The organism is Ruminococcus sp. 1001713B170207_170306_F1 (assembly GCF_015668065.1).
Lineage (GTDB): Bacteria > Bacillota > Clostridia > Lachnospirales > Lachnospiraceae > Blautia_A > Blautia_A faecis.
In genome coordinates this window covers 1-21,803 of the sequence record NZ_JADPEX010000010.1, presented here as the reverse complement: position 1 = coordinate 21,803, position 21,803 = coordinate 1, and the positions used below count along the sequence as shown (strand labels likewise).

Here is a 21,803-nt window from a genome sequence, read left to right as displayed (position 1 = left end):
TCAGCGCCTCTTTATAAATTTGGTATGACACTTAGGACATTCAATCTCCACTTTCTTAAATCCGCCTCTGGGAATACGGATTTTCTGACCGCAGCCAGGACAGCTGTAAATATGATAGTCCTTGCGCTGGCTCATCATTCGCTTCTCTTTCTGGAAACGGGCTCTTAACTTATCTGTCATCTGAAGATACTTCTGATTCTCCTGATAACGTTTGGAAATATTTTTGGAAAAAATCCTGAAATAAGTATAAACAATGGCAGCCATTCCAAACAGATCCAAAAATGCGCCAATTCCACTTCTGGTCCCAGTAAATAAGGTGAGCACAATAGCAGCCAGTGCCACTCCCATAGTGAATCTTGCAAACTGATCCACTCCGTTGCGTCCCTGCATAAATCTCATAAATTTTTCTTTCAATAAAATACCTTCTTTCTTGTGAACTTATCTTCCTGGAATAAGTTTCTGTCGCTCTTTTGTTATTATATTATTTCCCTATCCCTGATTCTGTACATTCACTATTATGGTTCACAAAACAACCAGCAATCATTCCGTCTTTTCCTATCTGTCGCTGCAGACTTGAAAAATGTAAAATTTCAGATAATAAGATTCATCAGCAGACCATAAGATCGGATGATCTGGTGCCTGGGTGCGATATTCTACCTGACGGAGACGTTTATGCACATTTCTGGCAGCCTGCCCGATGGTCTGGGTAAAAAGCTGGTAATCCATAAAATGTGAACAGGAACAGGTTGCAAGGAAACCGCCGTCTTTCACCAGCTTCATGGCACGAAGATTGATCTCACGATAGCCTTTCACTGCATTCTTAACAGAGCTTCTTGACTTGGTAAATGCAGGTGGATCCAGAATCACCACGTCATATTTCTCGCCTTTCTCTTCCAGTTTCGGAAGAAGATCGAAGACGTCCTCACAGATAAATTTTACAGAATCAGAAAGTCCGTTTAAAGCTGCATTGGCTGTAGCCTGATCAACTGCAAGCTGTGAAGCATCCACACCAGTTACTTCTTTCGCTCCTGCATATCCTGCATTTAAAGCAAAAGAACCAGTATGGGTAAAACAGTCCAGAACTCTGGCATTCCTGCAAAGCTTCTGGATTGCCAGACGATTGTATTTCTGATCCAGGAAAAATCCTGTCTTCTGACCGTCTTTTACATCCACCTGATATTTTACACCATTTTCCACAATTTCAACCAAAGTAGGGAACTCTTCACCAATAAAGCCCTTATATGGCTCCATTCCCTCCTGCTTACGTACTTTCACGTCACTTCTCTCGTAAACGCCGCAGATCCGGATACCATCCTCTGCCAGAACTTTCTTCAGAAGTTCCACCAGCATCTCTTTATAACGGTCGATTCCAAGTGCAAGGGACTGTACCACCAGCACATCAGAAAACTTGTCCACAATAAAACCCGGCAGAAAATCTGCCTCTCCGAAGATCACGCGACAGCTTGAAGTATCCGTTACTTTCTTACGATACTCCCATGCATCCCGCACTCTTTTCTCAAAAAATTCCTCATCGATCACAGTATTCTCATCTCTTGAAAGAAGACGTACCACAATCCTGGAATTCGTATTGATAAATCCTCTTCCCAGAGGATATCCGTCAAAATCATGAACCAGTACAATATCTCCATTTACAAAGCTTCCCATAATAGAAGCTACTTCATTATCAAAAATCCACATTCCGCCGGATTTCAAAAGACGTCCTTCTCCCTTTTTCAGGGTTACTACTGCCAGACTCATAGCACTACTCCTTTGCTTTTGCGATTTAGGTAACATTGTAGCACACAATTTCTCAATTTGCCAGTGTTTCCAGGGGTTCTGAGAAAAAGTCATAAAAATTTCACTAATCTTAAAATTTTATAAACTGCCAGCCATTCATCTTCTTTTTTTAACAGACATCTCAGTCTCATTAACAACACAAAAAAACTCCGGACTGCCTGAACTCGCTTCCTATCGTCAGATTCTAAATCTGACTTTCAATGGCGGTACACGGTTCAGACATTCCAGAGCTTTCACTTATCTTATATTCTGACTTTTCCAGATGGTTATTTTCTTCTTATTTCGCATTCGCTGCAGTTACATATACATGAATCAGATTTGCCTTAATAAGGGCTGGACGAACTGCATTGTAAATAATCACAACCAGGATTGTAGATACAATTGCATTTACAAATGTAGCACCGGCGCTTAATTTTGCAAGGATGCTCGCTACTTCCTGGGGCTGACCAAGAATGTACTGTTTGTAGAAATAGCCAACGATGGGATCTGCGATCACATTAAAAGCAAGACCTGCAATGGAAGCGATCAGACTCCATTTGAATACGTATTTCTTGTCGTTCGTCTCATTGATCTTTGCAATCTTGTGGGCTACAAGACCTGTTATAAGACCGATGCAAAGCTTCAGGACAAAAGTCTTGGGTGCTCCTGTAATGTAAACCGGATCCATAAGGTCTGCAATAGTCATTCCAATAGAACCAGCAAGACCGCCGTACCAACCGCCAAGAAGCAGAGCTCCAAGCACGCAGAAGGTATTTCCGATGTGAAGAGAAGTAGCATCTCCACCCGGTACCGGAATCTTAATCTGCAAAAATGTAAAAGATACATAGCAAAGTGCTGCAAGAAGTGCAGTCTCTGCAAGTTTCATAATGGTAGAATTCTGTTTGTTCATAGGTTTCTCTCTCTTTCCCGGAAACCTGGTACATATTGAAAAACATTCTGCAAGATGTGCCTCACAAGTTGCAGGAATGATTTCTCAAACAAGCTCCAATGTTTCCTGTTTAATCACTGCTTTTTATACTGCAGTATCTAATTAGCACTTATCATAGCGAGATACTGGTATGTCTTCAATAGACAGTTTTGATTATTTTTAAGAGGACAGTTATTTTCTGCAAAAAAAGGTACAGTCCCCAATATCCCACTGGATATCAGTTTCTGTACCTTTTCCACCAGCAGACATGTCATCTCCTGGAGCATCAACACATACTATTCAACAGTATTCTTCCGAATTCAGGTCTGTTATTCTTCGTAGGACTCTTCATCAATAGTCTCGTCATAAGACTCATCGCCTACTTCATCTGTAGCACTTTCATCTGTTGTCACATTTTCAGAGCCGTCAGCTGAATCACTGGATTCTGAACTCTCACCATAAAGTTTCTCAAAGAACTTCATAGTATCTTTATACAGGGTATCTTTATCATCAGAAGATACTGCATCGCCAAGAACATCAATATCCTCAGAAGACTCACCATCATCGATCACATCAATGCCGAAAAGTTTCTTCATCTCTTTATCCAGCATATTCAGTTCTGGTGTAATGTATTTCTCAGTTCCATCCTCCTGATAGGAAACAGCACCATTTCCAAGGATACCAAGGTATTTCTGAAGAACCTTGATGGAAAGCTTGTTGGCTGTGTCGGAATCAAGTGTTACAGTAACTGCAGCATCATCTCCCATTACTTCGTAAAGAGCATCCTCATCACCGCTGTACTCTCCCTGACAGAAGGTCTTCGCTTTTTCAAATTTCGCTTTCGCATCATCGCCAAGGAAATCTGTATTCAGCTGGGATATATCTGTGATCTCTGCGGAAGAATCACTGCCATCACCAGTATCTGTTCCGCCAACTTCACTGATGTCGCCATCAGCTGACTCATCTGTACTTCCATCTGTGTTCTCGCTGGAATCATCAGAAGCCGGAAATTCTTCCCAGGATTCTTCACCGGATTCGTCTGCAGCTCCAGTCTCCTCAGCAAGTCCCGGATCCTCTGTAGAACTCTCGATAACATTGTCACCAAGAGCACTCTGGTCTACATTATCCACAATACTGTCCTCATCATCTGATGAATCACTGCTCTCCTCTGCCTTTCCTGTTACATTGTCATTTACACGCTCCAGAGTTTCCTGCATCTCAGAGTAATCATAGTCCTGCTGGGAAATCTGCTGAAGCAGGTTTACGATGGTATTAATCTCATCATCTGTAAGAGTTACATTGTTATTATTGGAGATATTTACAACAATATTGTAAATATCGTCTGCATTCTGAACATTGTCTGCAATAACCTGCATTTTCGCCTGGTTGATAACAGTGGTAGCGTCATTCTTTCCTACAGAATCAGCAAGATTACCTGTAACTACCATCTCCTCAGTAGCAAGCTTCTTCTTGGTCTCATCAAGTTTCTGTCCACTGGCAGTCTCATATGCCATCTGGATACCGGTCAGTGCTCCTGTACCGGATACTTCAAACGGGCAGGCAGCAACAACCTCACAGTTGGTAACACCAGATGTGGAAAGGGAACTTGCGATCATATTGCAGGTAACCCAGTTCAAATTGGCGGTACGAACCTTGATACCACCGGATGTGGTAGGCTTCACATAAGCACAGCTCACTGTTCTTGTACCAATCTGCTCCAGCGGAACATAGGAACTTAAGTGATCCCTCTCATCCTGATTGGTAACGTAGATAATCTGTGCCTGGCTGGAATCTACTTTAAAATATTTCAGCATGGTGTTCTTCTGCTCATCTGAAAGATCTGCGCCAAGTGTAACAACCTTCATAGCATCTGCCATAGCCGGTACCGTGGGAACCAAGCTTCCCATAACCATTGATGCGCTGCAGAGCAGCGTAGCTAATAATTTGCCTTTCTTCATAACTTTTCCTCCAACTTTCTGTCTGGGTTATAATCTGATCTTTAATGAAAGCCTCATACTCTGTAACGGCTTCCATGCACTGCACTTCTGTCTTTGCAGTTGTTTCATTTAGTACACTTATTATAACATACTTCTTATAGTTTTTGTAATTTTAATTGTTAATTCTCTCTTTGAACCTGAAAATATGTTTTGGTAAAAAAATTATTATATCAGCAGCTTTTCCAGAGCCTGTTACCGTGCAGGCTGTAAACAGTAATCCAGAACCTCCTGCACGGTCTTAACTGGTGTAATCTCAAGCTTCTCTTTTACCTCATCGGCCACATCATCAAGATCATCCATATTCTCATATGGAATAAACACATGCTTTACGCCAGCTCTCTGGGCAGCCATCAGCTTCTCCGGCAGTCCGCCAATAGGCATAACACCGCCGCGAAGGGAAACTTCTCCTGTCATTGCAATTTCTGCAGGTACAGGCCTTCCTGTCACCAGAGAGGATAAAGCAGTTACCAGCGTGATGCCTGCTGATGGGCCATCCTTAGGAACTGCTCCTGCCGGCACATGGATGTGAAGATCATTTTCCTTGAATTTATCCGCGAATTCCGGATAGAGGGACTTCACAAGAGTAATGGCAATCTGGGCGGACTCTTTCATCACATCTCCAAGCTGTCCGGTAATGATCACCTTTCCATCGCCTTTTGTAAAAGAAGTTTCGATAAAAAGGATTTCTCCACCAGCACTGGTCCAGGCAAGACCGGTTACAACTCCAGGCACTGGGTTTTCCAGAATCTTCTCATGATGAATTCCATGTCCCAAAAATTCTGCTACACGCTTCTCACTTACCGTAATGCTCTTCTGCTCACCCTTTACCAGCTTCACAGCTGCATATCTGCATAACACATCCATCTGCTTCTTCAGTCCGCGGACACCAGCCTCCGCTGTATACTCTTCAATAATGCGGCGGATTGCCTCATCTGTCACCTTCAGATTCTGGGCTTTGATTCCCATGCTCTTCATTGCTTTCGGCAAAAGATGACGTCTCGCGATCTGAAACTTCTCTACTGCAGTATATCCAGGAAACTGGATTACTTCCATACGATTGAGCAATGGCTCAGGAATGGTATCGGTGGAATTGGCTGTACACACAAAAAGCACATTGGAAAGATCATAAGGAACATTCATATAATGGTCTGTAAAGCTTCCGTTCTGCTCCGGATCCAGCACTTCCAGAAGAGCACTTGCCGGATCACCGCCGTAATCTTTGGCGAGCTTGTCCACCTCATCCAGTACCATAACCGGATTTGCAGCTCCGCTTCTCTTCATTCCTTCCATAATCCTGCCTGGCATAGCACCTATGTAGGTTCTTCTGTGTCCTCGAATTTCCGCTTCATCACGGATTCCACCAAGACTGATACGCACGTATTTACGGTGAAGCGCACGGGCAATACTCTGTCCGATACTGGTTTTTCCAGTTCCAGGCGCACCTACAAACAATAAAATGGAACCAGACTGTTTCTTATTAAGAGCCATAACAGCAAGCTGCTGGATAATTCGCTCTTTTACTTTTTTCAACCCATAATGGTCTTCATTCAGGATTTCTTCTGCCTCGTTCAAATCAATTTCAGCAGGTTCCTCTGTCTTCCAGGAAAGACTTGTAGCAAAGTCCAGATAATCATACAGCATACCATACTCATGGCTGTCTTTTCCTTCCTGCTTCATGCGGTTCAGCACCTTTTCAGCTTCTTTGCGTGCTTCCTCATTCATGCCGGATTCCTGGATTTTCTTCTGGAAACGGCGCACATCAGAAATATTCTCCGGATGCATTTCGTCCAGCTGCTGCTGAAGAAATTCGATCTGCTTCCGGATAGCGGACTCCCGGTAAACTTTCTCATTGGAGTTCTTCTGCGCAGTCTCAGCTTCCTCACTGACACGGAAAATCTCCATCAGCTCATAGACAGCCTCTTCCATCAGATGCATGCGTTCTTTCCTGGAATCCACCTCGATCATATGGTATTTTTCTTCCCAGGAAAGGCTCATGTAACCAGCCAGGGCACTGACGGCTTCCGGATAGCTTTTCCAATGGTAGATCATGCTGCGTACCCAGACGCCCAACTGAAAGCCTTTTGCAAAATCCATCAGTTCTTTCTTGATCTTATCAAATTTCTCCTTTTCTTCTTCCGGGGAGATATCCTGGATATCCGGAAGATCTACCGCTTCTGCCTGAACCATGCTGTCAGTATATTCTACATGAGTCACCTGCACTCTTCTTCTGGTAGTAATCTTGACGCTGCCTTCCTCGTCTATATTCTCAATGATTCCCATCACGCCCACTGGAAAAATATTTTCCATGGAAATTTCCTCTGGGGCTATTTCTTTCTTCTGTAAAACGAAGAGAATTTCTTCTCCGATATTCTGTTCTTTAATTCTGCCTTCCGGAAACATATCTTTTTTAAAGAAAAATGTAACTTCCGGTAAAAGAAGAAGTTCATAAACTGGTATTGTAATCATACATGTTTCCTCCTTGTATTGTTAGCACTCCTTTAATATGAGTGCCAGATTTATTCTATAGAAAATGGCGAACTCATATGAATTCGCCATCTGAATCTATGATAGTTCATTATAGCACTAAATTAAAATTTTGCAATAAGAATCGAACATTCTTTCTGGAACATGGTAGTTTTTTGAAACATTTATTTCGAAACGAAAGCTAATTTTGCATTCTGATCTGTTCCCCTTTTATGGGCGCATAGGTATAAAGCTTCTCACCATCCAAATCCGCCTTGTACATATCCACAGCACTGATCTGGTGATTGTCGTAAGTATTATAATAATAGATTCCCTTATCTGTATTACAGCAGGAAGTATATAGCGTAATCTCATACTTGTCTTCTCCCAGCTTGCAGCAGCCTCTCTGCTGGTCTACGCTGCCAAGAATGTGGAAAAACTGGCTTACACTTTCTTCTTCTGAATCCCCGGACAGAGAGTTCATTTTTACAAAGGCCACCCGCACAAATCTTGACTGGGAGGAGAGATCTCCCGGCAGTCCCATGCCACCCATTCCCCGGCTGTACTGATTCAGTTCCAGATTTTCTGAAAACGTGTTACTGCGGTTTTCCACAGCCAGCTGCATATAATTGTTCAGATTAAACATCTGATAGTTAAAGGGCGGATTGTTTGTGAGGACACCTACTGGATTATCATATATTTTCATTCCCTCTTCCAACGACTCCAGGGTAATACATTCCTCTTTGTCCGCAATAATCCAGTGCAGCTGCGCAACTGGCAGATCAGGAAGAAATGGGGTGTCAATCAGGTTCATATTCTTAAGAAGCTGGCGTGCTTCTTTCACTGTAGCACATTTTCCCAGAATCCATGGGATCAGTTCGAACTGAGTGATATTGTCTTTCCCCTCTACAGGCTTCTTGTAGCTGGCATTTCCAACGAAATTAAGGCCGGCGATTCCAAGACCTTTCTCATTGACCGCATCATAATACAGAGGATAGTTCTCCATAACACATGCCATTCCGATCATGGCATAATGATTTTTCAGCTGACCGCCTTCTCTTAAGTCAAATACATAATTTCTAGGCGTGATCACTACCTGGTCTCCATAGGAAATCTCATAATCCAGAGTTCTTCCAAAATAGAAATCCTTTGTTTTATAGGTTGCTGCTGTACACATATTCTGTTCCTCCATTCATCAGAGACTGTTTAAAAGTCAGTTCTGTATTACTGTTCACTGGTAACGTTCTGTAATCTGCATATTCCAAAAAGTTCCCAAGGCGTTGTATTTTCCAGTCTGTCATGTTATTATTTATAAAAATTGTGCATGAACGGTTCATCATTAGTGTTATATATTGTAGCACAAACTGTGAAAATTTAAACTCTTTTTTCCCGATTTCACACTTTTTTAAGAAAGGAACTTACCATGAATAAATCTATTGCAGTCGCAGGTACCGGATATGTAGGGCTTTCTATTTCTGTACTGCTGGCTCAGCATAATCATGTTGTTGCAGTTGACATAATTCCGGAGAAGATTGCTTTGATAAACCAGAAGAAATCTCCAATCCAAGATGAATATATCGAAAAATACCTGTCGGAAAAGGAACTGGATCTTACGGCCACCTCAGACGGAGAATCCGCCTACGCAGAGGCTGATTTTGTGGTAGTGGCCACCCCCACCAACTATGACAGCAGGAAAAATCATTTCGACACTTCCGCTGTTGAAGCTGTACTAAGCCTGGTCACAAGGGTGAATCCTGCTGCCACAATTGTGATCAAATCTACGATTCCTGTAGGCTACACAGAATCTATCCGAAAGAAGCTTCACAATAACAATATTATTTTCAGCCCGGAATTTCTCCGAGAGTCCAAGGCCCTGTACGACAATCTTTACCCAAGCAGGATCATTGTCTCCTGTGATGAACACACCAGAGAAGCAGCTCATACTTTTGCAGCACTCCTTCAGGAGGGTGCTCTTAAAGAAAATATCGACACCTTGTTCATGGGATATACGGAAGCAGAAGCTGTAAAACTTTTTGCCAACACCTATCTGGCACTTCGTGTTTCCTATTTTAATGAGCTGGATACTTACGCGGAAATGAAGGGGCTGAACACCCGCGATATTATCAATGGAGTCTGTCTGGATCCCCGGATCGGAACTCATTACAATAATCCTTCCTTTGGCTACGGCGGCTACTGCCTGCCTAAGGACACCAAACAGCTTCTTGCCAATTACAACGACGTTCCTCAGAATATGATGTCCGCAATCGTGGAAAGCAACCGTACCCGAAAGGATTTTATTGCTGATCAGGTACTGCAAAAAGCCGGCTATTACAACTACAATGAGGACAACCTTTATCAGTCAAGCCTGGAAAAAGAAGTGGTTATCGGCGTCTACCGCCTCACTATGAAGAGTAATTCCGATAATTTCCGGCAAAGCAGCATTCAGGGTGTTATGAAACGGATCAAGGCAAAAGGCGCCACTGTCATCATCTATGAGCCCAATTTGGAAAACGGTTCCACATTTTTTGGCAGCAAGGTTGTAAATAATCTGGAAGAGTTTAAAGAAAAAAGCCTGTGTATTCTGGCGAACCGTTATGACAAGGTCCTGGACGATGTGAAGAAAAAGGTTTATACAAGGGATCTGTTTTCCAGGGATTAAGAAACGAAAGCGTGTCTAAAAAAGGCTTTCCGCAAGATTTACATCACAATTTGTGGGAGATTTTGCCCGGATGAGGGCGCCGCAGCGGGCTGCGTAGGTCGAATTCGAGCAAAATATACCGCAATCTGCACCATACAAAAACAGGCAGGAAACATAGCGATCAAGAGAGCAATAGCTCCGTTTAATCACTGTGTTTCCTGCCTGTTGTCTATGAAATCCGTTTTTTATTCACCATACTGGCAATTGCTCTCTTTCAATTGCCGGATGACTTTATCCTGAAATAGTGATTATAAGCATCCAGCACATCCTTACGTCCTCTCACGCGAATGGGAACCCGTTCTCCATTTCGGAGTAAAAACTCCTCTTCTACATCTGTAATGTGATCCATATTTACCAGAAAGCTTTGGTGGCAACGCAAAAAACGGGGATCCTCTATCTTTTTCTCAAGATTCCCAAGTTTTTCCGCAGTTTCAAGCACCGAACCATCCAGCATATGTAAGGTTACTGTATGGCGGTCACTTTCCAGGTATAAAATTTCATCCACGAAAGGATAACGATACTGTCTTCTGCATTTCACGGAAATCCGCCTGCGAAGCTCAGACTTCAGCAGTCTGTTTAAAATTGCTGTGGTCTGCTTCTCTTCTGCAGGTTTCAGAAGATAGCCGGATGCTTCTACCTCATAACTTTCAAGCGCAAAATCAGGTGAAGCAGTCAGAAATACAATAGGCGCTTTTACTCCCAGGTCACGCAGCTTCCGTGCCGTGTCCATTCCATTCAGATCGCCCATATAAATATCAAGAAAAATCAGATCTGGCCATATATAGCCCTCTTCAATGTCTGCAAGGAGGCTCTCTCCAGATTCATATTCCTGGATCTGCGCCTCCCTGCCATTTGTCTGAAAGTACACCATCAACTGACGCTTCAGCACAAAACGCTCAACTTCCACGTCGTCACATATGGCAATTCTGTTTACCAAAGCTCTCCCAAAGCCTCCTTGTACTTGACTAGTTTATTATAACACAACGTTCCCTCTCGGGGAGAAATCTGCATAATCGTCACGTTTCAGAGCATAATCCTCAATTACCTGCACTCCCCACTTTGTGGGATCTTTCAAGGCTTGCAAAGATCCTTCACAACCTCTCCGGCAATGATCAGTCCTGCAACAGACGGCACAAATGCTACGCTTCCCGGAATATCACGACGCTCTGTACATTTGTGCTTGGCACCTGGCGGGCAGATACAGTGGGTTCTGCAGCTGATGGACATATCCTCTATCGGTCTTGTAGGGATTTCCTCGGAATAAACCACTTTCAGCTTACGGACGCCACGTTTCTTCAGTTCGCGGCGCATAACCTTGGCAAGAGGGCAGACCTTAGTCTTATAAATGTCCGCAACTTTAAACTGGCTTGCATCCAGTTTGTTTCCGGCACCCATAGAACTGATGATCGGAACCCCTTTCTCCTTCGCCTTCATGACAAGGGAGATTTTTGCAGTAACGGTATCTACTGCATCTACAATATAATCATATTCTTCAAATGGAAAATCGTCTGCATTCTCCGGCAGAAAAAAACACTTATGTGTCTCCACCCTCACGTCCGGATTGATTTCCAGCATACGCTCTTTCATAACATCCGTCTTGTATTTTCCCACTGTTTTTCGCGTTGCTATGATCTGGCGGTTCAGATTCGTAAGGCATACCTTGTCGTCATCGATCAGGTCAAAAGCACCTACCCCGCTTCTCACCAACGCCTCACACACATATCCGCCAACACCGCCGATTCCAAATACTGCCACTCTGGCACCGGCAAGCTTCTTCATCCCCTCTTCTCCAAGAAGAAGCTGGGTTCTTGAAAACTGATTTAACATAAATTTTTCTCTCCTCAATGAAAGACAGGCAACAGACTTTCAAACAGACATTTCTCTTTCAATAAGAAAACTGCGGTCTGTTCTATCTTCACATAAAAAGCCTGGGAAGCTTATCCACCCAGACTTTTGTCCACATTACCTTTCGGAAATATTTTATAATGACTGTGTTTTTCTGTCAATTATTTTTTCGCCTACACATAAATAAATTACAGCGTTCCTGTTCACTCCGTTCGCAGTATCATTACAGCCATTTTTTCAAAACATCACTCAGCTTATTCATATCCAGTGGCTTTGCGATATGTCCGTTCATACCTGTATTTTTTGCCAGCTGTACATCTTCTGCAAAAGCATTGGCAGTCATGGCAACAATTGGCAGTTCTCCTTTTTCACCGGGGAGGCTTCTAATTGCTGCGGTTGCCTGATAACCATTCAGAACAGGCATTTGGATATCCATAAAAATAAGGTCATACCGGTCTTTTGGAGAAACCTCCACTTTTTCAACTGCAATTTTTCCATTTTCGGCTGTCTCAACTTCTGCCCCTGTCATCTGCAGGATTTCCACTGCAATTTCTCTGTTTAACTCATTATCCTCGACCAGCAGAATCCTTTTTCCTGTGTAATCTGCTTCTGACAGATTCTCCAGATAATTCCTTGCTGTTTTTTCTTTTTTGTCAGAAACAAACTGCCGCAGTGTAGCGGTCAGCCTGGAACGGAATAACGGTTTTGCAATAAAAGCATCTACACCTGCTGCCTTTGCATCTTCTTCAATCTCGCTGAACTCATAAGATGTCAGTACAATGATGGTAATCTCCTTCCCTATCCGTTTCCGAATCTGTCTGGCAGTTTCTATGCCATCCATATCCGGCATCTTCCAGTCCAAAATAACAGCAAAGTAATCATTTTTTAGCTCATGACGTGCATAGCAGCGCTCAACGGCTTCTCTGCCGGAGATGACCCATTCGCCTGTAATTCCAATCTCCTTCAATGTCGCAACTGTACTTTCACAGCATGTCTTATCATCATCCACAACCAGAACCGGCAAATTCATCAGATTTTCATCCTTTTCTTTCTCTTTTTCCTGAAGTTCAAGATAAATTGTTACCGTAATTTTAGTTCCCTTGTGTAAGGTGCTGTCCACTTTAATATTACCATTCATCAGATTTACAATATTTCTGCTGATTGCCATTCCCAGACCAGTTCCCTGAACTCTGGTTGTCCGATGGTCATCTGCGCGGCTGAAGGGATCAAACATGATTTTCTGGAATTCCGGCGACATACCGATTCCATTATCCTCAATCGTGAATTCATAGCATCCAAGCTCCGAAAATCCATTTGGCTTTTCCTCTATGGAAAAAGTAATATTCCCGCCATCCGGTGTATACTTGATCGCATTACTCATCAGATTCACAAATACCTGCTGAATCCTCAGACTGTCACCGCAGACATCCTCATGTTCAATATGATTAATGTGTATATCAAAATTATGTTTATGTTCATCAAGCACCGGTCGCGTAAGTGTAATAAGATTATCCACCAACTCTGACAGATTGAAATCTTCCTGTGCCAGTGTCATTTTTCCACTTTCAATACGTGCCATATCCAGCACTTCATTGATCAACCCAAGCAGATGACGGCTTGATTCTGTAATCTTGCTGAGACATTCAATAACTCTGTCCTGACTCTCAATATTTGCTCCGGCGATTGCTGTCAGACCCACAATGGCATTCATCGGTGTTCGGATATCATGGGACATATTGGAAAGGAATTCTGTTTTTGCACGATTTGCATTTTCTGCGGACCGGTAAGCCTCTTTCAGTGCCTGACGGGATTCAATCTCTGCTTTCTTCTCCTGTGTCACATCCATGGATGCCAGCAATACCTTTTCCAGCTTTCCATTCTTCCATTCCAAGGGAATATAAGAAGCGATTTTATAAGTCTTTTCATCCAGGCTGCAATACTCAAACTTATAAATATCATTTTCGCTTTTCAGATTTTCCCGGATATTTTCCGGGGCTATCAGAATATCTATAGCTTCCAACGGTTCCAGTGTCTTATACTTTTCAAGAACCTGCATCTGAAAATCATGATAGAAGCCCAGAGGTTTATATATCATCTGTCCATTCAGATTGTAGAATTCATATCTGTCATTTTCCAGATCACAGACAACAAAACGGTCAACCAGACGCACTATGCTCTGAATCAGCTGCTCCATGGAAGCATTATCCGCTGCCATCTGCAGATGCCGTGCGCTCTCTACCTTTGCCTCCGTAATATCCCGCAGAAAAATCATGGCATATTCTGAATCCTCTATCTCGCCACGTATGATCACATTACGGACCCATCGTTCTTCTCCCTTCAGAGTGATTCGGCACTCCAAAGACAATTCGGTTTCCAGACCCTTCAGTTTTTCCGCAATATAGCCACGATCATAAAAAGCAGATACTGCCTTCTTATCTGTTTCCACAACATAGAAATCCACAAAATGCCGGATCAGTTCATCCCATGTATGACTCTGTTCAAAAACAGTCATCAGGGACGGTTCAACCTTAAAGGTATCAAATGTGTTTGCTTCCAGGTTAACATAATATTCGCACAGATCTGTTTTCGTAAAGGCACGGTGGAAAGCTGCTGACTTTTGTGCCTGCATAATTTCTTTTTTTTCCGCATCAATATTAATAAAAATCCCGGCAATCCTGCTGGCAGAACCATCCAGCCGGCGTATTACTTCTGCTGATGCCCGAAACCACTGGTACTGATGATCCTTCATTCTCATACGGTACTCTACCTGGTATTTTACCTGATTCGTCTTATCCGCAATTGCCGCCTGAAGCTGCATCATTACTCTTTCTTTATCCTGTGGATGCAGAAGATCTGACCAGGATTCCAGTTTATTCGGAAAATCCAGAGTATCATGATAGCCAAGCATTTTTCGGAACTCATGGCTCCAGTTTGCATTCACAATCTCACTGTTTTCGTCACAGTCAAAATACCAGAAGCCGGAACAGATAGCCTCATTGATCAGTGCCAGATTTACATGATCCCAGTTGACCTGTACGGACATAATCCAGATCTGTCTGCCTGCTTCATCTGTCGCATCCTCTTTATAAAGCCGTACATTATTCACTGTACCGTCCGCTGTAAGGATCTGCGCTTCCCCGGCTCCGTGGATCTGCAAAAAACGGTCTCGATCCAATATACTTATATCCTTGCCGTAAAAAAAATTCTTCAATGAGCCTTTTGTCTGCTTCATAAAAGAATCGAACGTATGTCCTATACTATGTAGCAGCAGATTACTCACAGACAGAATAGACAGATTTTGGTCATAATATCCGGTCAACATACCTACCCCGCCATTATTTTCCAGTGTTTTCTGTATTGCCTGTGATAAATCCTGTGTTTGTCCAGGTACCGTCTTGTTTAAAGAATATATTTTATCCTCATAATTTTCCTTATATAACATTTTATAAAAACCCTCACTCTGTTTGATGCGTGTTTGAAAAAGGCTTTCTGCAAAATGTGGCGCGCAGATTGTAGGAATGCTTTTTCAACCACGCTCCAGAACATGCTCCGGCAAGTTCTCGTACATATTTTGGCATATAAAAAGGACACCTGACAAACATCCTGCCAGTGTCCCTGCTACATCTTTTTAAACTCACACATCCATATACATATAGTATAAAAGGTATCGGAATCGCTTCCGTTCTCACGTCTTTTCTATATATGGAAACAGCAGCAACCGGCTGACATGGTCAGACTTTCTGACTTTAGCCCCTTCTGGCTTTGCGTCCCTGCCTTTCAGCAAGTTTGCCTTTAAATAATTCCCATTTTTCATCAAAAATAAAATACCATGAAGTTTCCGATGCGTCAATAATATTTTGATAGAAAATCTGTGTTTATGAACCCTTCGCAAAGTCGAAGATGTCTCGCACAATCGTTACTCTGTCTTTGTCATATTCCCCGAAGTTCTGAATCATGCAGCAGCCACCACCAACAACTACATATAAACGCATCAGCTCCGGATTTTATTCCCGTTCTCTCAGCTTATGAAAGATTTCTCTTGTGTAATCACTGGCAGCCTTACGGATTACAGCCAAATACTTTTCTCCGATGTCTGCTGTCCCGGTACGGATCACCTGTTCAATCTATAGAATGTCCAGACGGATGTGGAGTCTAAAAAAACTTCACGCAACTGACCGCCCGATGACCACACCCTTGTTTCTGCTTCGCTGCGTACAGCTCGGAATCTCCATCCGGGATCTGGATCTTCTTACGATTGGGATGGTGAACGACATGTACGCAGAAAGCAGCAATGATGAGTACAAAGGCTATGCGCAGATCGCTACGCAGAGGGATTTTGATGCATTTTAGCAAATTTATGTGCCTTATATAATGACAGTGTGTTGACATTAGACACGCATTTGAGTATACTATACTTGAATGGAGGTGTTCTGTATGGCAACAACTAATTTAAATATTCGTACAGAGAAGGCAATCAAGGATCAGGCGGAGGAAATCTTCAATGAGCTTGGTCTGAATATGACAACTGCTGTAAATATGTTCCTGAGAACCGCTATCCGTGAGCATGGTATTCCTTTTGAATTAAAACTGGAAGTACCGAATGATACGACAGCCGCTGCCATTGAGGATGGCAGAAAAATGATGAAGGATCCTTCTGCTCCGCGTTATTCCAGTATGGATGCGCTTAAGGCAGCTCTCGACGTATGAAATACGACATTCAGTTTACCAATCAGTTTAAAAAGGATTTGAAGCTTGCCAAAAAGCAAAATAAAAATCTTGATAAGCTGTTTGAGGTAATCGATATTCTGGCGAATGGCGGTACGCTGGATGCAAAATACAGGGATCATGACCTTACAGGAAACTATAAAGGCACGCGTGAGTGTCACATCGAACCGGACTGGTTGCTCATTTATGAGATTCAGAACAACGTTTTAGTACTCATGCTTTACAGGCTTGGTACGCACTCAGAACTATTCAAAAAATAGATTTAAAAAACAGAATAGCAATTCAGAAAGCATCTATCAGAAATGGTAGGTGCTTTTCTTATGCCCAAATCCAGGAAAGGAGGTGCGCTATGGCGGGAAGTAGAATCAAGGGTATCACGGTCGAGATCGGTGGCGATACCACCAAACTTCAGACAGCCTTAAAGGGTGTCAATTCAGAAATCAAGAATACGCAGTCACAACTTAAGGATGTCGAAAAGCTCCTGAAATATGATGCTCTTCAGAGGGAGATCATCGAAACGGAAGAATATCTCAAAAAGCTGTAAGCGCAGGCCAATCAGTCTGCCACTGCTGTGCAGAAGATTGCTACTGCTGGTGAAAACCTGAAGTCTGCAGGCGATAAGGTTTCCTCCACCGGCGAAAAGCTCCTTCCTGCCTCTGCTGCAGTTACAGCTCTTGGCGTTGCTGCTGTAAAAACAGACTCCGATTTTGATTCTTCTATGAGCCAGGTAGCCGCCGTGTCTGGTGCAACCGGAGATGATTTCGATAAGCTCCGTGCAAAGGCTCATGAGATGGGTGCGAAAACCAAGTTCTCAGCATCCGAGGCTGCGGATGCTATGAACTACATGGCGATGGCTGGATGGAAAACCTCCGACATGCTGGATGGTATCGAAGGTATCATGAACCTTGCTGCGGCATCTGGTGAGGACCTCGCCACCACATCGGATATCGTAACCGATGCACTGACTGCATTTGGTCTGACAGCCAAAGATTCTGGGCATTTCGCAGATATCCTTGCAGCGGCAAGCTCTAACGCAAATACAAAGGCAATGGATGATTGACGACTGCGAAGCCGAAAACATCGACATGATTATCACCAAGTCCATCAGCCGATTTGCCAGAAACACGCTGGACTGCCTGAAATACATCCGCCAGCTGAAAGATAAGAACATTCCCGTCTTCTTTGAAAAGGAAGCCATCAATACAATGGATGCCAAGGGTGAGGTTCTGATTACGATTATGGCTTTCCTTGCGCAGTAGGAATCATAATCCCTCAGCCAGAATGTGAAGCTGGGACTCCAGTTTCGCTACCAGAATGGCCAGGTACAGGTAAATCACAATCACTTCCTCGGCTACACCAAGGATGCAGATGGGAATCTCATCATCGATCCGGAACAGGCAGAGGTGGTAAAGCGCATCTACCGGGAATACCTGGAGGGTATTTTCTACATCCACAAACCAGAATTGTCTTAACACTGTGCTGTTTCTCTTTTCTTCCAACATATGAATCCATACATGTCATTAAGAAAAAATATCAAGAAATTTACAACCACTGGAATATACCCCGGGTCCTTAATTGATGCCAGTATCCATAAGATAATCAGCACGATGTCATTCGATGCATATCCCAAAGCATAATAGGAAGACCGTAACATAGTGAGTGATGCAGCAAAAAAACTTGTTACTACCGAAATGGTACTAAATATCAGATTCGGCGTGTTAAGTTTTTTTAGTAATATATAAAATGCAATTGTCACTGCCACATTGCAAAGAACAAGAACTCCTGCTCCTTTTCTTGTAATTTTTCGTATTTCTACTGTTCCATCACTACTGTTTCTCGCATTTTTCAGCCATGTCACAATCGACCAAACAGACATCGGAAGTGACATAAATAAGTAAGTAAACATCTCTCCCCAGTAGCGAAAACGGTATGATATTATCGCATACTGGATGCAGAAAATCGTCATCAATATCGGTGCCCATACATTTCCCTGTGCGGCAAATATCAGTGAAGTTACACCAATACAAGTTGCAGTAAGTGTCAAAGCATCTACTCTTCCTGCCATAATATTGGACATAACAACAATAGCAATAGACACGAACCAAAGTGCCCATTCTCTTTTGGTCATTCTTTTAAATGGATTATTCATTTTTCTAATTCCCTTCATACGTTGATTTGAGACAACAGGAAATTAGATATATTTTATACCTGTTGTCTCTTAAAATTGGATACCCTTTATATGCTTCTCTTGCGAAGCAATGGCACCCTTCTGCATATGAAGGATTGCATAATTACTTTCGTGAAATTGATAATATCCAAAAAACATAATTTTATCCTCTATAACGCTCTGACAAATCGCGATTCACCGAATTTTCCCTTGCCATCTAATCCACTGCCTCAAATCGTGACATCTAATCCGAGGTTACAACCTGACACACATTTTGCAGTAGATATGTTTCCATATAAAACAACCGAGCTTTTTCAGGAGTTAGGCTTCTATTCCCAACTTCCGAAAAAGCCCGGAAATACGCCGCTTTCTGGCACTTGATTTTATTTTCTTGACATCAAGACTACCGTCTCAACATGCGTTGAGACGTCTGAACTGCTCTCTTTTTTACTCGTTGGTTTGCGAAAATATGTCCAACGTCTCATCAGTTTGTGGAAACATATCAATGGATTACAGCTTCTCCATTGTATGTTTTTGGTACAGTTAACTTCTAGAATAACCTACTTACTTCAACGTATCATTTCAATGATAAATTGTTCTGTTCCCTCTTCCAATTGCCTTACTCCACTTGGAGTAAAACCGTGTCGCAAATAAAAGTGCTGCGCTTTTGTATTCTTCTCAAGAACCCATAGTGAATTACAATTCCTACTTACGGCAAAATCTAATAATTTACCTCCGATTCCCTGATCCACGAAAAACGTATCTACATACAATTCCAAGACTTGCGTTCCCTGAATATGAATGAACCCCTTAACAAAATCATCTTCATATACATAAAATTCCTTAAGTATCTCTGGGTGCTCGATGTATTCTTTTGCCAACGGATAAACTTGTATTTCACCAAATGAAACCATATCATCGTGAAAAATTTCTCTATAGTTCATCCGCTTGGAGAATACTGATATCTCAGCAATTCTCGATGCATCTCTATCTATTGCTCGTCTTATCATGACTAATTCTCCTTTTTGTAATAAACTGAAATTCATCAGCATCTCTGCCTTGTTTTTCTGCGCCACAGAGATTATTTCAACCGCCCGGATTCATCTCTATCTTGCTTTTCTGCACCACAGGGATTATTTCAGCCGGCCAGATTCATCTCTATCTTGCTTTTCTGTTCCACAGGGATTATTTCAACCGCCCGGATTCATCTCTATATTACCCTTTTGTTCCACAGGGATTATTTCGACCGGCAAGATGCATCCCTGCCTTCCTCTTTTATTCCGCAGGGATTATTTCGCCTCGGTTAGATACGTCCCCCATCGCTGAAACCATCTCTACCAGGCCATTCCATCAACTTCCGATTGAACAAAATCGCTGCGCGATGGCCTGCCAAGGCTGTGGCGCAGTTTTATTTTTATTAAAAAAGCAGTGGAATTACTTTCCATAATCCGTTATTGTTAAGTTACCACACGAAACAACTGAACTAAGAAAGCTCCACTGCCTATGATAAGAATAACATTTTCCAGTCTCTTCCGCAATCGGAATTATGACGCTAACGCACCTCCGAATAGGTAGATGTAATTATTAACACTACTTATTCTGGAGGTTTTATTATGTATAAAGATATTTTTGAATCCATCCGCAATGAAGCGGAAAAACGTAACCTGCGTGAAAGAACTATTCAACTGTATTGCTCTGATGTCAGTTACTTCCTTCGTTGGATTGGAAAAAATGTTTCTGATCTTACACTTGAAGATGCGGAAAGTTTTCTTACTGCCAAACGTCTGGAAGGAAGGTCTCCTGAAACTCACAATCACTATCGGTCTGCAATCAAGTTCTTATATAAAAAGGTGCTGAAGATTCTCTGGGATGATGACACTGTTCCGGCTATGAAAAGAGAGCGAAATCTTCCTGCTGTTCTATCCCGCGATGAAATAAATGCAATCATTGACGCCACTCCGAATCTAAAGCATAAAGCGATTATTGCAACTATGTATTCTTCCGGATTACGTGTATCAGAGGTTGTTCATCTTCATTATGATGACATTTCACGTACCAACATGACAATTCATGTTCGTGAAACCAAAGGCAGAATTGACAGGTATACAATTCTGTCTCAAAAAAATTTAGACCTTCTCACAGAGTATTGGTACAAATGTGGTCGCCCTAAAGATATCCTTTTCCCAAGTTCCTGGTCCGGTGGATATCTTGATATAGCCAGTGTTAACCAGTTCTTTAAGAAAAGTGCTAAACTCGCCGGCATTAACCGTCATGTTTCCTCTCATGCGTGCCGTCATAGTTTTGCCAGCCACCTATTCGAAAGTGGCACAGATATAAAATATATCCAGTCACTTCTGGGACATGTTGATCCTCGCTCTACAGATGTTTACCTTCATGTGAGCAACAAGACACTTCTTGGAATCCGCAGCCCGTTCGACAACCCGGAAGGTGGTGAATCATGAGTAAGGATTGTACGATTCAGGATGTTTTTCATCGTTTTTATCCATCTTTTAAATCCACACATAGTATTTCTCCCGCTCAGCGAAAGGCCGCTTATCACATCATGAATTGCAAAACCGGTGCCTTTGGTGTGAATGTAAGCGTATGCGAGGACTGCGGCTGCATGTCAGTCCACTATAACTCCTGCCGTGACAGATGCTGTCCTATGTGTCAGGAGTTTTCAAAAGAAAAATGGGTAGATGCACGGCGTGAGGATATCTTAGATGCTCCTTATTTCCATGTAGTTTTTACAGTTCCAGAAGAACTTAATCCCATTATCTACAGCAACCAGAAATTCTTATACACTGCTCTTTATCATGCGGCTTCAGATACTCTCAGTGAACTTGCTGCTGATAGTAAATATCTTGGGACTGATATCGGCTATATTTGTATCCTCCATACATGGGGAAGCACCATGAATTTTCATCCTCATATCCATGCGATTGTTCTTGGTGGAGGTCTGGATGTGAAAAATCATTGGAAAGACAACGGGAAAGAGTTTTTTCTTCCGATTAAGGTGATCTCCAAAATATTTCGTGGAAAATATATGGCTGAACTTAAGCAGCTCTGGGAAAATGACAGGCTTGAATTTCATGGATCGGCTGCACCTTACAAAAACTACTATACTTTCAAGGAATTGTTAGATACCTGCTATACAAAGGAATGGATTCCTTATTGCAAGAAACCATTTGACGGTGCCGAATC

General features: G+C 42.5%; 18 protein-coding genes, 3 pseudogenes and 1 riboswitch. Of the genes and pseudogenes, 9 read left to right on the top strand and 12 right to left on the bottom strand.

Annotated elements, in window-relative coordinates; translation table 11 throughout:
• The 6 genes from I4V84_RS08025 to bsh form a co-directional block, all read right to left on the bottom strand.
• Positions 1–399 (bottom strand): hypothetical protein, encoded by a 399-nt coding sequence (locus tag I4V84_RS08025; protein ID WP_331479166.1) that lies wholly within the window; start codon positions 397–399, stop codon positions 1–3.
• Positions 400–555: 156 nt separating this feature from the next.
• Entirely contained in the window at positions 556–1,758 is a 1,203-nt protein-coding gene (locus tag I4V84_RS08020; protein ID WP_148461162.1) for a class I SAM-dependent rRNA methyltransferase, read from the bottom strand.
• Between the two features lie 316 nt (positions 1,759–2,074).
• A complete protein-coding gene (locus tag I4V84_RS08015) occupies positions 2,075–2,686 on the bottom strand; it encodes an ECF transporter S component (RefSeq protein ID WP_118577788.1) in 612 nt (203 codons plus the stop codon).
• Between the two features lie 347 nt (positions 2,687–3,033).
• Entirely contained in the window at positions 3,034–4,662 is a 1,629-nt protein-coding gene (locus I4V84_RS08010) for a DUF1002 domain-containing protein (protein ID WP_195991539.1), read from the bottom strand.
• 231 nt (positions 4,663–4,893) lie between these two features.
• Positions 4,894–7,167, bottom strand: coding sequence for an endopeptidase La (gene lon, locus I4V84_RS08005; RefSeq protein ID WP_195991538.1), 2,274 nt, complete (start codon positions 7,165–7,167; stop codon positions 4,894–4,896).
• Positions 7,168–7,366: 199 nt separating this feature from the next.
• On the bottom strand, positions 7,367–8,341 hold the full coding sequence (gene bsh, locus I4V84_RS08000) for a choloylglycine hydrolase (protein WP_195991537.1): 975 nt from the start codon (positions 8,339–8,341) through the stop codon (positions 7,367–7,369).
• A 246-nt stretch (positions 8,342–8,587) separates the two neighbouring features.
• On the opposite strand from bsh, the gene I4V84_RS07995 reads away from it, so the two are divergent.
• Entirely contained in the window at positions 8,588–9,823 is a 1,236-nt protein-coding gene (locus I4V84_RS07995; protein WP_148461157.1) for a nucleotide sugar dehydrogenase, read from the top strand.
• 15 nt (positions 9,824–9,838) lie between these two features.
• On the opposite strand, the pseudogene I4V84_RS20460 reads toward I4V84_RS07995, so the two are convergent.
• Positions 9,839–9,896: pseudogene (locus tag I4V84_RS20460) on the bottom strand (DUF6783 domain-containing protein); the annotation flags it as partial.
• Between I4V84_RS20460 and I4V84_RS20455 the strand changes: the two are divergent.
• Positions 9,872–10,102, top strand: coding sequence for a DUF6783 domain-containing protein (locus tag I4V84_RS20455; RefSeq protein ID WP_308768438.1), 231 nt, complete (start codon positions 9,872–9,874; stop codon positions 10,100–10,102). The pseudogene I4V84_RS20460 and the gene I4V84_RS20455 sit on opposite strands and share 25 nt — an antisense overlap.
• On the opposite strand, the gene I4V84_RS07990 is transcribed toward I4V84_RS20455, so the two are convergent.
• The 3 genes from I4V84_RS07990 to I4V84_RS07980 form a co-directional block, all read right to left on the bottom strand.
• The gene (locus I4V84_RS07990; protein ID WP_226815623.1) at positions 10,077–10,799 is read right to left on the bottom strand and encodes a LytTR family DNA-binding domain-containing protein; all 723 of its coding nucleotides are present in this window, start codon (positions 10,797–10,799) and stop codon (positions 10,077–10,079) included. The genes I4V84_RS20455 and I4V84_RS07990 overlap by 26 nt on opposite strands.
• Positions 10,800–10,933: 134 nt before the next feature.
• On the bottom strand, positions 10,934–11,689 hold the full coding sequence (locus I4V84_RS07985) for a tRNA threonylcarbamoyladenosine dehydratase (RefSeq protein ID WP_195991536.1): 756 nt from the start codon (positions 11,687–11,689) through the stop codon (positions 10,934–10,936).
• 241 nt (positions 11,690–11,930) lie between these two features.
• Positions 11,931–15,149, bottom strand: coding sequence for a response regulator (locus tag I4V84_RS07980; RefSeq protein ID WP_195991535.1), 3,219 nt, complete (start codon positions 15,147–15,149; stop codon positions 11,931–11,933).
• A 268-nt stretch (positions 15,150–15,417) separates the two neighbouring features.
• A riboswitch (cyclic di-GMP riboswitch) is annotated at positions 15,418–15,508 on the bottom strand.
• Between the two features lie 342 nt (positions 15,509–15,850).
• On the opposite strand from I4V84_RS07980, the gene I4V84_RS07975 reads away from it, so the two are divergent.
• The 5 genes and pseudogenes from I4V84_RS07975 to I4V84_RS07955 all read left to right on the top strand — a co-directional run.
• Entirely contained in the window at positions 15,851–16,057 is a 207-nt protein-coding gene (locus tag I4V84_RS07975; RefSeq protein WP_195991589.1) for a hypothetical protein, read from the top strand.
• A gap of 84 nt (positions 16,058–16,141) precedes the next feature.
• The gene (locus I4V84_RS07970; RefSeq protein ID WP_118578232.1) at positions 16,142–16,414 is read left to right on the top strand and encodes a type II toxin-antitoxin system RelB/DinJ family antitoxin; all 273 of its coding nucleotides are present in this window, start codon (positions 16,142–16,144) and stop codon (positions 16,412–16,414) included.
• The gene (locus tag I4V84_RS07965; RefSeq protein WP_148461153.1) at positions 16,411–16,692 is read left to right on the top strand and encodes a type II toxin-antitoxin system YafQ family toxin; all 282 of its coding nucleotides are present in this window, start codon (positions 16,411–16,413) and stop codon (positions 16,690–16,692) included. Before I4V84_RS07970 ends, I4V84_RS07965 begins: the two co-directional genes overlap by 4 nt.
• Before the next feature lie 89 nt (positions 16,693–16,781).
• A pseudogene (locus I4V84_RS07960) lies at positions 16,782–17,474 on the top strand (phage tail tape measure protein); the annotation flags it as partial.
• A gap of 34 nt (positions 17,475–17,508) precedes the next feature.
• Positions 17,509–17,871, top strand: a pseudogene (locus tag I4V84_RS07955) (recombinase family protein); the annotation flags it as partial.
• Between the two features lie 29 nt (positions 17,872–17,900).
• Here the strand turns inward: I4V84_RS07955 and pnuC are convergent.
• Positions 17,901–18,599 carry a nicotinamide riboside transporter PnuC gene (gene pnuC, locus I4V84_RS07950; RefSeq protein WP_243284053.1) on the bottom strand — a complete coding sequence of 233 codons (699 nt, stop codon included), beginning with the start codon at positions 18,597–18,599 and terminating at the stop codon, positions 17,901–17,903.
• A gap of 569 nt (positions 18,600–19,168) precedes the next feature.
• Positions 19,169–19,675, bottom strand: coding sequence for a GNAT family N-acetyltransferase (locus I4V84_RS07945; protein ID WP_272113164.1), 507 nt, complete (start codon positions 19,673–19,675; stop codon positions 19,169–19,171).
• Positions 19,676–20,212: 537 nt separating this feature from the next.
• On the opposite strand from I4V84_RS07945, the gene I4V84_RS07940 reads away from it, so the two are divergent.
• Together I4V84_RS07940 and I4V84_RS07935 are read left to right on the top strand one after the other, a co-directional pair.
• The gene (locus I4V84_RS07940; protein ID WP_118085135.1) at positions 20,213–21,061 is read left to right on the top strand and encodes a site-specific integrase; all 849 of its coding nucleotides are present in this window, start codon (positions 20,213–20,215) and stop codon (positions 21,059–21,061) included.
• A partial coding sequence (locus I4V84_RS07935) for a transposase zinc-binding domain-containing protein (protein ID WP_195991534.1) occupies positions 21,058–21,803 on the top strand: 746 nt, incomplete at its 3' end. The genes I4V84_RS07940 and I4V84_RS07935, both read left to right, overlap by 4 nt.